Source organism: Funiculus sociatus GB2-C1 (assembly GCF_039962115.1).
Lineage (GTDB): Bacteria > Cyanobacteriota > Cyanobacteriia > Cyanobacteriales > FACHB-T130 > Funiculus > Funiculus sociatus.
In genome coordinates, this window is the sequence record NZ_JAMPKJ010000079.1 from 1 (window position 1) to 13,602 (window position 13,602).

Below are 13,602 nucleotides of genomic sequence, written 5' to 3' on the forward strand. Positions count from 1 at the left end.
CAAATTGTCTGCCACAATCTCGACATTTAAAATTTTGTTTACCAGTGTGAGTATGACCATTTTTTACAACGTATTGAGAGTCGCACTTGGGGCATTGCATAAGCTAAAAATTAAGGTAGGTTGAATAATTAAAATTATAGTTCATTAGCATTACTATGCAGGACTACCAGAAATTCAATCAATAGGGGGTATCTGACGCGATTACTTACTTTCTCCTCTATTTGCAATCTCAATCTCTCCGATATAGCGAGTAGGCTATTGCCGCCCGCCTCATATTGCCTAAGCGACCGAGATAATGACGGAGTATGAAAGAGCGATCGCTTATTCGTAAGTCAAACTCCACGAATTCGAGCGATTACATCCCATCATTCTCCTAGAGGAGATCGCATCTACCCTCCAGCAACAGCGATCGCTGTTGCCAACTGCGCTCAATTGAGGCAATAACACCGAGCGGTATTTCTGAGCCACTTTCAAGTAAATCATTAGAAAGACTCTTCTACAGCTCAAAGCTTCTGAGGTTCTCTCGCAAGCGTTGATGGATGCGATCGCTCCAAAACGGGACAAGAGGCGACCCCCGATCAATCGTTTGCATCGCCAAACCCCTGTCAAAATCCACCAACCCCCGCAGTTTGCCTCTCCCTTTACAGGAGAGATGGAGTCAGAATTTTAGAGTCTTACGAAAATAGCCTTTAAAAGCGACTTCAGGAAACTGTTACAGCGATCGCTGTTTCAACATTTGTCTCAACGACATTAATCTGTCACCGACGACAAATAATTAGTCACTGTACAACAAAAATCAATGGGCGGTACTGGATTTGAACCAGTGGCCACCTGCTTGTAAGGCAGGCGCTCTACCGCTGAGCTAACCGCCCAATTTCACACAATAAAATCAATAATAGCAGATGTTCTCTGAAAAGTGTATAGTTTGCAAAAAGAAGAAATTTACACCTGATGCCTTCTGGTGCAACGCACGATCGCATAACTCTATGGTGCTTGCCAATGGTGGCGGGTGCGACGATGGGGTTGACTCGCAGTAGCGATCTGACTTTAATCGTTTCGGGGGGATTTTTATTCAGCGGGCTGATGTTTAGCCCAGACTTGGATCTCAACTCCCGTCCTTATAAGCGTTGGGGCTGGTTGCGATGGATCTGGATACCTTACCAAAAAAGTCTGCGCCATCGCTCTGTTTTTTCGCATGGGCTAATTATTGGGACGACGTTGCGATCGCTTTATCTATTATTCTGGCTTTTGCTGTTCTTGTTACTGATAAAGGTTCTTGTGCAGTTAGTCTGGGGCGGGGAGTGGAATTGGCAGGTGGTGGCAGATGTGGTTTTGCAATTGTCTCAATACCCTTCTGAATGGATGGCACTTTTTGCAGGTTTAGAATTGGGTGCAATGAGTCACTCGTTCAGCGATTGGGGTGGTTCTGCTTATAAGCGGTTGCAAAAGGGTGGTGTGGGTGCTTTGATGCCTAAGCGAGTTAAGCGTAAGCGAGGAGGTAAGAAAGGAACCGCAAAGACGCAAAGGACAAGGAAGGTAAGATAGAAAAGAGTTAATAGCCATTAGCCATTAGCCGATATTTATGTCTAATTCTTCTGAATCTGCATTGTCCGCACTGCAACAGTTGATGGAGGTAGTTGCAAGGTTGCGATCGCCTCAAGGTGGTTGTCCGTGGGATTTGGCACAAACTCCCGAAACGCTGACTCCTTATGTGATTGAGGAAGCTTATGAGGTGGTGGATGCAATTCGTAGTGGTGAGAAGGATGCGATCGCAGAAGAACTGGGAGATTTACTTTTACAGGTGGTACTGCAAGCTCAAATTGCTAGCGAATTCGGTCAATTTAGCTTAACTGAGGTGGCTGCTGGTATCACCGAAAAGTTGATTCGCCGTCATCCTCATGTGTTTGGAGATGTTGAAGTCAAAAGTGTGGAGGAAGTTCACGAGAATTGGCAGCAAATCAAGGCAGCTGAAAAAGGCGAAACCGCTGAACAAACCACGTTACTGACTCACAAACTGGATCGCTATTCTCGCACACTCCCGCCGCTGATGGCTGCGATGAAGATATCCCAAAAAGCGGCGGCGGCTGGGTTTGAATGGGAGAATGTGGAAGGGGTTTGGGCGAAGTTCAGAGAAGAGTTGGCAGAATTTGAAGAAGCATTGCAACAGGAAGATAAAGCTCATCAGCAGGCGGAACTCGGAGATTTACTTTTTACTGTAATTAATCTCGCCCGTTGGTATAAATTAGACCCGTCAGAAGCTTTACAGGGGACAAATAAGCGATTTATCGGGCGGCTGAAAAAAATGGAGGCGATCGCAGACCGTCCTCTCTCAGATTACACTTTGGATGAGTTAGAAAATCTTTGGCAACAAGCAAAAGCTGACCTAGCTAAGCAAAACCAAGAGAGTTTTTAATGTTGATATATTAATTTAAGACTTATAACTTTTAAGCTGCTACTTGTGAGTTCTTAACGAGGATGCGATACAATTCATCTTCAAGCCAGCACTCATCTTCTTCTGTCAACACTAGCCTTGCTTGTCGCCAGATACCAGCTAACTCTGAGTCTGTGTACTGCGAAATCAGTTCATTTGATAGCTCTTCCAAAGCTATTGCATTTTTAGCGATCGCTACTGATGCCAGTCTCCAGACTAACCATTCTTTCTCTGATACCGCACTCATTTTCTTTAACCACTTCCTGATTGTATCTCCTAACTTAAGGGTGATTCGATTCTCAGGTCTTCAGTAATAATGCTGAATCTGTGTATCTTCATATACTCTTTAAATTAAAGCCATACTTGGATAAATTTGCGATGAAATTTTTTGTAAAAAAGTGGCTTTTCTGGTTCTATTCGCTACCAAAACAAAGGGGCAATGAGCGCTCCTCGCCCCTTTCCTAGGCTTAAAGGTGTGGAAGTGTGAAAAGTTGAAAGATTTAGAACAGTGACGGGAATACAAAACCTAAAGCGATCGCTTCCTCTAACCGATCTGTGCGTTGATATGCTTTAATCAGTCCCATCTGCGCCTGCAAATAGTTTTTCGAGCTAGTAGCGGCACAATCGCAAAAAGCTTCTCAGGATTGCACCGCCTCTGGAAAGCGTTTTTGTTTCAGCGCTGTTTGTCCGGCGTTGAGTAGTTCGCTTTGATTTGCTGCTTTCGGTTCTGGGGATGCAGGGGACATTACTTTCAGCGCTTGCTGCCCTTAACGTGTTTCGCGTTGTCGTAACCAACCAAGTTATGCACCATCGGGGAGGTCGCCATACTTTGACTATCGACAATCGCTTCCGAGGGACTGCTGGGACGACCATTGTCCGCTCTGACCCAAAGAGAATAAACGGTCATGCATCGCTTTTCCGAAACATTCTATAGAACGTCTCTACTTGCCACAACCTATAAAGGAATTGCTCTTATCTCGTACCAATTAACTCCAATCTTCTGTATCTTGTCGCTTAGCGCGACTTTTATAAGCAAGACCGCGAGAGTGAATTTGACGGGTTTTTTCATAGAGTTCTTCTTCGGTCAAGTTCCACGCTTGAAGAACTTTATTCAGGTCTTGTTGGATATCTCTTGCGCCGGGAAAGCGGTAATAGCGAATGCGTAGCCTGGCAAGTTCTGCCAGGTTATAATCATTAATTTCCCCGTTTAAGAGGTTGTTAACAAGTGCGCGATCGCGACTGTACAGAGGATGCTGTTGGTCTTTTTCGTTACTCATAGGGAAAAAGGTAATTTTTTTTCCATTAGCTATTCTTAAATCTCAACTTCATCTCCTACCTGTAAAATTTTACCCGCTTCCGATTCTGGTATCTGCGTATTTAAGCTCAACCGAAAAAAGTGATTGAAGCGAGATAAATTTACGCCATCAGGCAAAGTTTCTTGGCGCTGACTCACGAAAATTTTTTGAAAGCTAGGATAAACTTCTCCCGTAAAGGTGTCTCGTGTTGGCACCACACAACGCTGACAGGGATTCACCCCCATCATCTGCACATCTTTGACTTGAAACTGCATTCCTATACCAACTTCTGCAAACAGTCGATCCTCCCAAAATTGGGGAACGCCGCCAATTTCCAGATTAGCTCGAATGCGGCGACGCATCTCCTCTACAGGGGAAATCGCACCTTTTTCTAGCTCGGGAAACCAGGAAGCAACTGTTTCCAAGGTTGCAGTGCTAATTACCGTTGGGCCAGAAGCATCAGTATCATCTGGAAAGCCTAAAAGAGAGTTTTGCAGCAATTTTACCTTGAAGCCGAAATACTCGCTCAACCAAGCTTCTAGTTCAGCACGTTCTCGTTCGAGGTGAAAAACTCCTCCCAGCTTGGTTCCCTGGACTTCTAAGCAGACGCGATTAATCGTGTCGCTACTAGCGTCAATATCAAATGATGTCCGTAGTAAATGAACTTTCGGGTTCCGCTTGCCATTGACAAACTTACCATGTTGGTCAACAATGGCAAACTCTCGGTCATGCTGTAATGCACCACTTTTGAGAACGGTTGCCTTAGTAACAGCAACACCGTCCAGCGATTTAATGGGATAAATCAGAATCCGGGTGAGGTAAGGCATGGGAGAATTAAGAGTTGTAGAGATGCGATGTATCGCGTCTTGAGTTATGAGTTAGAAATTCCTAACTTTGGACATGATACAGGACTTTAACGAAAGCAAACCAAATACAAAAGAAGGTAGAGAAACGATGGGTTCTCTACCTTCTTTTTAGTTTTTAGCCAGTGTGAAAGCTATGAATCTTGAATTAATAACTCAAGAGCTTTTATTCTGCGGCTTGGGGTAACAGCTCTCGCTTTTCTCCTTGCAGCACTTTCACTTCCTTGGTGGTTTCATCGACATCGACAATCGCCGTGTCGCCATCCGAAATCCGACCGCTCAAGATTTCTTCGGCTAAGCTGTCCTCCAAGAGGCGCATGATAGCTCGGCGTAGTGGACGCGCACCGTAGCTGGGATTATACCCCTCCTCCACAAGGCGATCCTTGAAGCGTTCGGTAACTTCCAAGATGATTCCCTGCTCCGCAAGTCGTCCCACCACCTCTTTGAGCATGATGTCGGAGATTTCCTTCACCTCGTCCTTCGTCAATTGGCGGAAGACGATGATCTCGTCGAGACGGTTCAGGAACTCTGGACGGAAGTATTGCTTCAGTTCCTCGTTCACCAGTGACCGAATGCGGGTGTATTGTGCCTCTGCTTCGTTTTCTTGAGTATCGAAGAAGCCTAAGCCTGTGCCACCTTTTTCTATCACCTTAGAACCGATGTTGGAGGTAAGAATCAGCAAGGTGTTCTTGAAGTCCACTGTGCGTCCCTTGGCATCAGTCAGGCGACCGTCTTCCAAGATTTGCAGCAGCATATTGAAGACATCTGGGTGTGCTTTCTCGATTTCGTCGAATAGCACCACGGTATATGGACGACGGCGCACTGCTTCGGTGAGCTGTCCGCCTTCGTTGTAACCGACATACCCTGGAGGCGAACCAATCAGTTTAGAAACTGTGTGTCGCTCCATGTATTCCGACATATCCAGGCGAATCATCGCTTCTTCTGATCCGAAGAAGTATGCTGCCAAAGATTTCGCTAATTCTGTCTTACCTACTCCGGTGGGGCCAGAGAAGACAAAGCTGGCAATCGGTCGGTTGGGATTCTTCAGTCCTACCCGTGCGCGACGAATGGCGCGAGATACCGCTTTGACAGCCTCTTCTTGACCGATGAGGCGGTTGTGTAGGGTATCTTCCATGTGCAGCAGTTTCTCGGATTCAGATTCTGTGAGTTTGTTCACAGGTACTCCTGTCCAAGAAGCTACAATTTGGGCGATGTCTTCTTCGGTGACGACGGGTGAGGCACTGTCATCGCGGGTGGTAGACTCGGTTTTCTTAGCATTAGCGATCGCGCGGATTTCTGCTTTAATTTCCATTTCGCGATCGCGTAGTTCCCCGGCTCGGTCGAAGTCCTGACTCCGCACTGCGTCGTCTTTGTCTTTGAGAACTTGACGCAGTTCTTTGTCCAGTTCCTTCGCGGCTGGCGGAAGCTGCGAGTTAATCAGGCGCACTCGCGAACCCGCTTCATCAATTAGGTCAATTGCTTTGTCTGGCAAGTAACGGTCTGAGATGTAACGGTCTGAAAGCTTAGCAGCAGCTTCAACCGCCTCATCAGAGATTTTCAGTTTGTGGTGTTGCTCGTAACGTTCGCGCAAACCATACAAAATTTCAATTGTTTCGGTAACTGTCGGCTCTCCTACCATTACTGGTTGGAATCTCCGCTCTAAGGCTGCATCCCGCTCAATGTGCTTGCGGTATTCATCCAGCGTCGTTGCGCCGATGCACTGCAATTCACCTCTTGCCAAGGCGGGTTTCAGAATGTTTGCTGCGTCGATGGCACCTTCTGCTGCACCCGCACCAATCAAGGTATGTACCTCGTCAATCACGAGAATTACATTCCCCGCCGAGCGGATTTCATCCATGATTTTCTTTAAGCGTTCTTCAAATTCACCCCGGTATTTGGTGCCTGCTACCAGCAAACCAATATCCAAAGTGACGACGCGCTTATCTTCCAGAATATCTGGGATATCGTTGTTGGCGATTCGTGATGCCAAACCTTCTGCGATCGCAGTTTTTCCGACTCCTGGTTCCCCAATCAATACTGGGTTATTCTTCGTTCTGCGTCCCAGAATCTGAATTACCCGTTCAATTTCCTTTGCCCGACCAACTACTGGATCAAGCTTGCCCTCAGATGCCATTTGAGTTAGATTGGAGCCAAACTCATCTAAGGTTGGTGTCTTCGTGCGTCCGCCTGAAGTTGGTGCGCCGACTTCTGCCGTCTCTCCCAACATTCTAATTACTTGCGTCCGCACCTTCGAGAGGTCTACGCCTAAGTTTTCCAAAACTCTCGCCGCCACCCCTTCACCTTCCCGGATTAGACCCAGAAGCAGGTGTTCCGTTCCAATGTAGTTATGCCCTAGCTGACGAGCTTCTTCTAAAGATAACTCTAAAACGCGCTTGGCTCTGGGGGTGAACGGAATTTCTACCGCCACAAAGCCGGAACCGCGACCGATGATTTTTTCCACCTCTATTCTGGCATCTTTGAGGTTTACCCCCATTGATTTCAGGACTTTGGCGGCTACACCAGTACCTTCTCCAATTAGACCCAGGAGGATCTGCTCCGTACCCACGAAGTTATGTCCCAGGCGACGTGCTTCTTCCTGGGCCAACATGATTACTTTAATGGCTTTTTCTGTGAAGCGTTCAAACATGGCGGCTTGTTATTTCCCTGCTGCGTGCCTGTAACGTGATTCTAACATAGGGTTTTTGTGAGGCTGTTACCTTACAGATAATCAACGATCTCACAATTTATTTATTACAGTTTCCCTATCTAATTAGTTGGGATTAGCGAAGTCTACTATCTAAGGTTAGAAACTTTAAATTTTTTAACCTTTAGGAGTAGGTTAAAATACTGAAAATTTAAAGCCAGATGCGGCGAGGCGATCGGAGGCGGTAAAGTACCAATCGCTTAAAGTCTGTTTAAATTCTGGTTTCTGAAGACCGCCGCGCCATAAAATTAGCGCATCTTCACCAGTATCTTTGTAATAATGTCGCCGTCTGCCCACTTCCTCAAAGCCAAACTTCTCGTAAAGAGAACGTGCTGCTTGATTAGAAGTTCTCACTTCTAGCGTCGCCCATTCTAGCCCTCGTTCCCAAGCACTTTTGAGTAAAGCGTAAAGCATCGCCTGACCCAATCCCAAACCCCGGTACTCTGGATGAACCGCCAAAATTGTGATGTGCGCCTCCTCTAAAATTGCCCAGAGGCAACACAATCCTACTATAGTTTCCACGTTGTCAGGTGGGAAGGTGGGGTTGTTGGAAGCTGACAACTGACAACTAGACAATTCTTGCGCGATCGCTGATGATTGACCCCTGACCATTATCAGCAAGTCACTATTAGGACTTTCTAGCTCTCGCTTGTAACCATCTAGAGTCCACAGTTCCCCAAAACAAAGTTTATCTAACTCCACTACCGCACTTAGCTGCTCTGCTGTTAGCGGCTTAAGTTCTAAAAAATTCACAGTTAACAATTGTACACTAAAAAACAAGACGCACTCGATGCCTGTTAAGCAAGGACAAATATCAGATCATGTTATTGACACCAAATGTCGGGGTTCAAAATTCTGGACGTAAGTATCTACCGACTCCGACAGAAACTCAGGAAACTCCCTCGCCAAATCAGGAACTTTTGCCCCTGACATCTAAAGTCAACAGTCAGGATTGTCTGGAAATTGGCGGATGTGATGTAACGACACTTGTCCAGCAATTTGGTTCGCCACTTTATATTTTGGACGAAGAAACGCTGCGAACAGCTTGTCGTCAGTATCGGGATGGTTTTAAGCGTCATTATGCCGGGTCTTCGCAGGTGCTGTATGCTTCTAAAGCATGGAGTTGCCTAGCTGTTTGCGCGATCGCTCGTTCGGAAGGCTTGGGAATTGATGTAGTATCCGGGTGCGAACTCTACACCGCCCTAAAAGCTGGTGTCAGTCCCGACAAAATTTATTTCCACGGTAACAATAAATCGGTGGAAGAACTGACTCTGGCTGTAGAATCTCGCTGCACCATTGTCGTAGACAACTGGCTAGAATTGAAAACTCTGGCCGGACTGAGAACCAAGCCAGAATCTTCTCCCCAGTCCCCAGCCCCGATCCGCATCATGCTGCGGTTTACTCCTGGGATCGAGTGTCACACTCACGAATATATTCGCACCGGACACCTAGATAGTAAATTTGGCTTCGATCCTAATCAACTAGAAGAAGTATTTGCTTTTATCACTCAGCAGCCAAACCTAAACTGTATAGGGTTACACGCTCACATCGGTTCACAAATCTTTGAACTCCAACCCCATGAAGATTTAGCTGGTGTCATCGTGCAGTGGTTTGGGAAAGCTGCCAAGTTAGGTTTGCCAGTCACCGAGTTAAACATCGGCGGGGGCTTAGGAATTCGTTACACCGAATCCGACGATCCCCCCAGTATTGAGGACTGGGTAAAAACCGTTAGCGATGGGATTACCCAAGCGTGCCAAGCTCAACAAATACCTTTACCTAAGTTACTGTGTGAACCAGGGCGATCGCTAATTGGTTCCGCCTGCGTCACAGCTTACACCGTAGGTTCCACAAAAGTGGTTCCAGACATCCGCACCTACGTCTCCGTTGATGGCGGTATGTCTGACAATCCGCGTCCCATCACCTACCAATCAATTTATCGCACGGTAGTTGCCAACCGGATGTCAGAACCCATTACCCAAACAGTCACCCTTGCTGGTAAACACTGCGAATCCGGAGACATTCTCATTAAAGAAGCGGCTCTACCTAAAACTGAGCCTGGAGATATCTTGGTAGTCATGGATACAGGTGCCTACAATTACAGCATGGCATCTAATTACAATCGATTGCCTCGTCCGGCAGCAGTTTTAGTAGGTCAGGGAGAAGCCAACCTGATTCTACAGCGGGAAACCTACCAAGATTTAATTCGGCAGGATTGCATACCCGACCGATTAGCTTTTGGGAATTGACTGTTAGGCAGGTTTCGGCTAATTGGGTAAACCTAATTAAACGTTTGCTGGGCAAAAGCCCAGCAAATCCCCTGAAAACTATAGCAGTTCTCACTCATATCGCTATTTTGCTTTCTGTGCGATTCCGGAGAGAGGCTGGGAAATTGGCCCCGCAACCCTATTCTGGGAGGGGTTGGGGGTGAGTCCTGATTTTAGTTAACTCAACCGAGAAGCGCTATATATTCCGAAGCAATACCGGACTAGGTAGAAAACAGCTATGTTTAGTTTAATTATGTTCACCTACTTAATCGTCCAAAAGCGCGTCAGCTAAAATCGAACCGTAGAGCTAAAAAACTCAAGCAAGCAAAGGAAAAAATAAAAATAGCGATTAGATTTTAGCTGATTGGCAGGATGTAACCGCAGTTACACTAGATTTAGACTCTGACAAATAACTAAAGTTGAGTAGCTATAATTGCCTTTTGCCTTTTAACCTATCGGTGCAAACTTCAGCAAATCCCATTAAAGTTCAATGAATTCGGGTCCTAGTCAAGACCCTGCCGGAACTTCTGCCTTGGTGCTTCAAAGCCTTGATATTGTATTAGTTCTAGTCCTCACGTATCTGGTACTCCTGTTTATTGGAGAGCGCCGCACGTTGTGGATGGTACGGGGTTTAATTGTCTTAATGTTGGCCTCAGCGGTGAGTAATCGACTGGGGCTAGTGCTTTTGAGTTTTGTGCTGGAAAAGTTGGTAGTTGGCTCGGCTGTGGCGATGGCTGTGATCTTCCAGTCAGAGTTTCGGCGCTTTCTGGAACAATTAGGCAGGGGAGAAATTGTGCAGTTGCTGCAACCTTCCCGTCGAGCCGTCCCTAAGGCTGATAGTGTGGTTGATGAAATTGTGGATGCGGTTAAAGAACTGTCTCAAAACCGTACTGGTGCCTTGATGATTCTGGAAACGAGTGGGACGATTGATGAGCGCGATTTTTCCGTTCAGGGTGTCAAGCTGGATGCTGAAGTTTCTAAAGAACTCTTGCAAACCATCTTTCAGACATCTACCCTATTGCACGACGGTGCAGTGTTTATCAGTGGTTCCCGTATTATGGCTGCTGGGGTGATTCTGCCCCTTTCTGAGCGCACGGCATCGCGCCAGCTGGGAACGCGACACCGGGCGGCAATGGGAATTACCGAGCGAGTCGAAAATTGCCTGTGTGTCGTTGTATCTGAAGAAACAGGCTCCATTTCCTTAGCGGAGCGGGGGAGCCTAAATCGTCCCCTCACCAGCAGTAAGCTGAAAGAACTGTTAGAAGCGCGTTTCTCGCCGTCAATCGAGGAGGGAGCCGTCGCCCCAGGTCTACGCAGTTTAGGACGCCAGATTAGCGATAAGGGAAAGGCACTGATTTTGCGCTTGCTCCGTCTTCTATCTCCGGCTTCTCGTGACAAGAAATGACTCCAAAACCAACTGTCTTACAAAATCTGCCTGCTGACCTGGATGAAACCCGCCTGCCAAAGCACGTAGCGGTAATTATGGATGGAAATGGGCGCTGGGCAAAGCGTCAGGGTCTACCCCGGATTATGGGTCATCGGCGGGGAGTCAATGCGCTTAAGGAATTGCTGCGCTGCTGTAAGGATTGGGGTATTCCAGCACTGACGGCTTATGCTTTTTCTACGGAAAATTGGGGGCGTCCGCTGGATGAAGTTGATTTTTTGATGACGCTGTTCGATCGGGTCTTGCGGCAAGAGCTGCGAGAGATGGTGCAGGAAAATGTGAAAATCAATTTTATGGGGAATCTAGGCGCATTACCGCGAAGTCTTCAAGCTGAGATTGAGCGCTCAATGACCGAAACCCAGCACAATCGCAGCATTCAATTTACGGTGGCAATGAATTATGGCGGTCGTGAGGAAATTTTGCAAGCTTGTCGAGCGATCGCTACCTCTGTGCAGCAAGGTTTGCTCCAGCCAGATCAAATTGATGAAGCTTTGTTTGAAAAGCATCTCTACACTTCCAATGTGGGCGATCCCGACTTATTAATCCGTACCAGTGGCGAAATGCGCGTCTCGAACTTCCTACTGTGGCAAATGGCTTATGCGGAACTCTATATTACAGAGACGCTGTGGCCTGATTTTGACCGGACGGAGTTTCATCGGGCGTTGTGTGTCTATCAACAACGCGATCGCCGTTTTGGGAAGGTTTGAAGGGTTAAGCTGCTAAGTTTCAAGCTTCTCTAAGCTTGTTAACTTGCTAACTTTCAACTTTCCAACCTGCAAAGAAGCAAACTCTTTAAGGCCCAGAAAAAACGGCGTTTTCTACATCTTGGCGAGTGAGGGAGTATTTGAAAGAGCGCAGGATATCGCGCCCACCCTCACCCGCTTGCAGATAACGCACGGTTAGCTCTTCCACATCCAGTAACAATTCGGCTTTCCACGAAGGTCGAGCAATGTGCCAACAGTGTAGGTCTGCACGGTCTTGTTCACATCCTAGCCCTTGAAGCCACTGCTCGATCTCAGGGAGGGGATGGTTGTATAGGGGGGTATCAGCAGCGGGAAGAGTCATATGGATTTGGCAAAAGGGATTTGGGAAAAGGAATTTGTGCAGTTACAAGTTGGGATGCGATAGGTTCAGTTATAGCTTGTTGATTAATGCTTATCTGCTGCAACACTTGCGGCGGAATTTTCTGCCCGGAAACTTGGAAAGCCGTGTCTCCTCGTGTTAAACCAATAGCGATCGCTAACAGCAGGCATCCCAAAAATGTTACACCCAAGATGAACAAAGCAAAAATTTCCCCAGCAGATAGGGGGCGGTCAGTGGGATCGAGGTAAGCTGATGAGGAATAAGTTGGTTTGGGCTGTGACATTGGACGGTTTAAGTTTCCCGGAGCCTGAATCACGCTGATGCGGGAATAGCCAATTCTCATGTCGTAAGCCTGTCGCCGTTCTGGGTTGCTGAGGGTAGCGTAGGCTTCGTTGATCTGCTGGAACTTAGCTGTCGCCGTTTTAGCTGGCAAATCTGTTGTATCGGGATGGTAGCGCTTGCTGAGTTCCCGATAAGCCCGGCGAATTTCGATTGCTGATGCTGAAGGATGCAGCCCCAGCAGGGCGTAATGACTGGTTGCCAAGTTTGTTTGATATGGCATCCTTCGACTTTCATTGTTCGCAGTTGCCCTGTTATGAGTCACCGCAGCTCCACTCTGCCTGGTTACGAATGGTTTTCAATTATTCTAAGACACCTGTGCCTCGACTGCCCTCAGCATGAAGTAAAGAGTTAGGGGAGTAGGGATGCGATCGCAAGACATCAAGTATAATTTTTTCTTATTTTTTTAATGGCTTTTTTCAGGCCATCGGAATGAATCCAACCTACAAAACCACCATAAATTATCTTCCCATTATTATCTGCCAAAAAGATATGCTCGACTCCTAGCGGGGTTTTCCAAGTTCTAACAACCGTTTTATCTCTAAGAGTAAATATAGGTCTAGATTTCTTAAAATCTCTCTCTTCAGCAAAAGTCATTCCCGGCACATTTTCTAAATATTTTATAACTTCCTCTGTAAGCTTAGAAATAGAATTAGCTACTTTGAATTGTTGGGTTTTAATTTGATTTACTATCCCCATGCTAAATTTAGCTAAAGCAACAGCAATTAATCCTGTGATTCCAATCACTGCTATACCGCCCATCATTCCAGCAGAACCACTAATAGTTGCTAAAGCTATTGTGATCGCAGCGCCACTTAAGCCTGTAGCAGCCATTGTGATAACGAATATTACTCCAATAATCTCCAAAGTAGAATCTTTTTTAATTACTGCCTGCATCTGCTATAGCAATCCTATTTGAGTTGTGACTACCTTTAAAAAGAACCGTACAGGCGCTCTAGGGGGCAAGAGAGAAGTTGATAAAGGAGTTACGATTGTTATATTACCTTGATATTTTGTTGATAAATCCTCACTATAGCAATCCTATTTAAGTTGTGAACGAGTATTTTGTCCCTACAGGGTTTCACGAATCTTTTAGGATTGCTATATTTCCGGAACGCGCAAGTCTCCCGCCTAGCTGCATCCCCATAAAAGCGATATTAATATAAAAATAATTAGTAA

General features: G+C 46.4%; 14 protein-coding genes, 1 tRNA gene and 1 pseudogene. 5 read left to right on the forward strand and 11 right to left on the reverse strand.

The window, feature by feature from the left end:
- Window positions 1-100 (reverse strand): IS1 family transposase (locus tag NDI42_RS24925; RefSeq protein ID WP_190450560.1); only part of this gene is annotated, 100 nt, incomplete at its 3' end.
- Between the two features lie 700 nt (window positions 101-800).
- Window positions 801-872, reverse strand: a tRNA-Val gene (locus NDI42_RS24930).
- 79 nt (window positions 873-951) lie between these two features.
- Here NDI42_RS24930 and NDI42_RS24935 point away from each other — a divergent pair.
- Together NDI42_RS24935 and mazG are read left to right on the forward strand one after the other, a co-directional pair.
- Window positions 952-1,545, forward strand: a complete 594-nt coding sequence (locus NDI42_RS24935) for a metal-binding protein (protein ID WP_190456483.1) — start codon at window positions 952-954, stop codon at window positions 1,543-1,545.
- A gap of 37 nt (window positions 1,546-1,582) precedes the next feature.
- Window positions 1,583-2,413, forward strand: a complete 831-nt coding sequence (mazG, locus tag NDI42_RS24940) for a nucleoside triphosphate pyrophosphohydrolase (RefSeq protein WP_190456485.1) — start codon at window positions 1,583-1,585, stop codon at window positions 2,411-2,413.
- 31 nt (window positions 2,414-2,444) lie between these two features.
- Here the strand turns inward: mazG and NDI42_RS24945 are convergent, their stop codons facing one another.
- The 6 genes and pseudogenes from NDI42_RS24945 to rimI all read right to left on the reverse strand — a co-directional run bounded on the left by NDI42_RS24945 (window position 2,445) and on the right by rimI (window position 8,046).
- Window positions 2,445-2,678: a hypothetical protein gene (locus NDI42_RS24945; protein WP_190456488.1), complete on the reverse strand. Its 234-nt coding sequence runs from the start codon at window positions 2,676-2,678 to the stop codon at window positions 2,445-2,447.
- Window positions 2,679-3,185: 507 nt separating this feature from the next.
- Window positions 3,186-3,342 (reverse strand): annotated as a pseudogene (locus NDI42_RS24950) (IS5/IS1182 family transposase); the annotation flags it as partial.
- A gap of 75 nt (window positions 3,343-3,417) precedes the next feature.
- On the reverse strand, window positions 3,418-3,708 hold the full coding sequence (locus NDI42_RS24955) for a DUF3288 family protein (RefSeq protein ID WP_190456493.1): 291 nt from the start codon (window positions 3,706-3,708) through the stop codon (window positions 3,418-3,420).
- 35 nt (window positions 3,709-3,743) lie between these two features.
- Window positions 3,744-4,553 (reverse strand): MOSC domain-containing protein, encoded by an 810-nt coding sequence (locus tag NDI42_RS24960; protein WP_190456495.1) that lies wholly within the window; start codon window positions 4,551-4,553, stop codon window positions 3,744-3,746.
- Between the two features lie 202 nt (window positions 4,554-4,755).
- Window positions 4,756-7,236, reverse strand: coding sequence for an ATP-dependent Clp protease ATP-binding subunit (locus tag NDI42_RS24965; RefSeq protein WP_190456497.1), 2,481 nt, complete (start codon window positions 7,234-7,236; stop codon window positions 4,756-4,758).
- 192 nt (window positions 7,237-7,428) lie between these two features.
- A complete protein-coding gene (gene rimI / locus NDI42_RS24970; RefSeq protein WP_190456499.1) occupies window positions 7,429-8,046 on the reverse strand; it encodes a ribosomal protein S18-alanine N-acetyltransferase in 618 nt (205 codons plus the stop codon).
- 68 nt (window positions 8,047-8,114) lie between these two features.
- Here rimI and lysA point away from each other — a divergent pair, with 68 nt between their 5' ends.
- From lysA to uppS, 3 genes are all read left to right on the forward strand, one after another.
- Complete coding sequence (gene lysA / locus NDI42_RS24975; protein ID WP_190456500.1) at window positions 8,115-9,539, forward strand: diaminopimelate decarboxylase; 1,425 nt, start codon at window positions 8,115-8,117, stop codon at window positions 9,537-9,539.
- Between the two features lie 508 nt (window positions 9,540-10,047).
- Window positions 10,048-10,962, forward strand: coding sequence for a diadenylate cyclase CdaA (gene cdaA / locus NDI42_RS24980; protein WP_190418699.1), 915 nt, complete (start codon window positions 10,048-10,050; stop codon window positions 10,960-10,962).
- Window positions 10,959-11,708: an undecaprenyl pyrophosphate synthase gene (gene uppS / locus NDI42_RS24985; RefSeq protein ID WP_190456502.1), complete on the forward strand. Its 750-nt coding sequence runs from the start codon at window positions 10,959-10,961 to the stop codon at window positions 11,706-11,708. The genes cdaA and uppS overlap by 4 nt, the downstream gene beginning before the upstream one ends.
- Before the next feature lie 85 nt (window positions 11,709-11,793).
- Here uppS and NDI42_RS24990 read toward each other — a convergent pair whose 3' ends face one another.
- The 3 genes from NDI42_RS24990 to NDI42_RS25000 all read right to left on the reverse strand — a co-directional run bounded on the left by NDI42_RS24990 (window position 11,794) and on the right by NDI42_RS25000 (window position 13,320).
- Window positions 11,794-12,066, reverse strand: a complete 273-nt coding sequence (locus NDI42_RS24990) for a DUF3143 domain-containing protein (protein ID WP_190456505.1) — start codon at window positions 12,064-12,066, stop codon at window positions 11,794-11,796.
- A complete protein-coding gene (locus tag NDI42_RS24995; RefSeq protein WP_190456507.1) occupies window positions 12,047-12,646 on the reverse strand; it encodes a J domain-containing protein in 600 nt (199 codons plus the stop codon). Before NDI42_RS24995 ends, NDI42_RS24990 begins: the two co-directional genes overlap by 20 nt.
- A gap of 158 nt (window positions 12,647-12,804) precedes the next feature.
- A complete protein-coding gene (locus tag NDI42_RS25000) occupies window positions 12,805-13,320 on the reverse strand; it encodes a hypothetical protein (protein WP_190456509.1) in 516 nt (171 codons plus the stop codon).
- Window positions 13,321-13,602: the final 282 nt, after the last annotated feature.

Excerpts from the sequence above, each read along its gene's own strand:
- NDI42_RS24995 (WP_190456507.1), bottom strand. The coding sequence starts at position 12,646 with ATGCCATATCAAACAAACTTGGCAACCAGTCATTACGCCCTGCTGGGG.
- cdaA (WP_190418699.1), top strand. The coding sequence starts at position 10,048 with ATGAATTCGGGTCCTAGTCAAGACCCTGCCGGAACTTCTGCCTTGGTG.
- NDI42_RS24990 (WP_190456505.1), bottom strand. The coding sequence starts at position 12,066 with ATGACTCTTCCCGCTGCTGATACCCCCCTATACAACCATCCCCTCCCT.
- NDI42_RS24965 (WP_190456497.1), bottom strand. The coding sequence starts at position 7,236 with ATGTTTGAACGCTTCACAGAAAAAGCCATTAAAGTAATCATGTTGGCC.
- NDI42_RS24945 (WP_190456488.1), bottom strand. The coding sequence starts at position 2,678 with ATGAGTGCGGTATCAGAGAAAGAATGGTTAGTCTGGAGACTGGCATCA.
- NDI42_RS24935 (WP_190456483.1), top strand. The coding sequence starts at position 952 with ATGCCTTCTGGTGCAACGCACGATCGCATAACTCTATGGTGCTTGCCA.
- NDI42_RS24960 (WP_190456495.1), bottom strand. The coding sequence starts at position 4,553 with ATGCCTTACCTCACCCGGATTCTGATTTATCCCATTAAATCGCTGGAC.
- NDI42_RS24955 (WP_190456493.1), bottom strand. The coding sequence starts at position 3,708 with ATGAGTAACGAAAAAGACCAACAGCATCCTCTGTACAGTCGCGATCGC.
- lysA (WP_190456500.1), top strand. The coding sequence starts at position 8,115 with ATGTTATTGACACCAAATGTCGGGGTTCAAAATTCTGGACGTAAGTAT.
- NDI42_RS25000 (WP_190456509.1), bottom strand. The coding sequence starts at position 13,320 with ATGCAGGCAGTAATTAAAAAAGATTCTACTTTGGAGATTATTGGAGTA.
- uppS (WP_190456502.1), top strand. The coding sequence starts at position 10,959 with ATGACTCCAAAACCAACTGTCTTACAAAATCTGCCTGCTGACCTGGAT.
- mazG (WP_190456485.1), top strand. The coding sequence starts at position 1,583 with ATGTCTAATTCTTCTGAATCTGCATTGTCCGCACTGCAACAGTTGATG.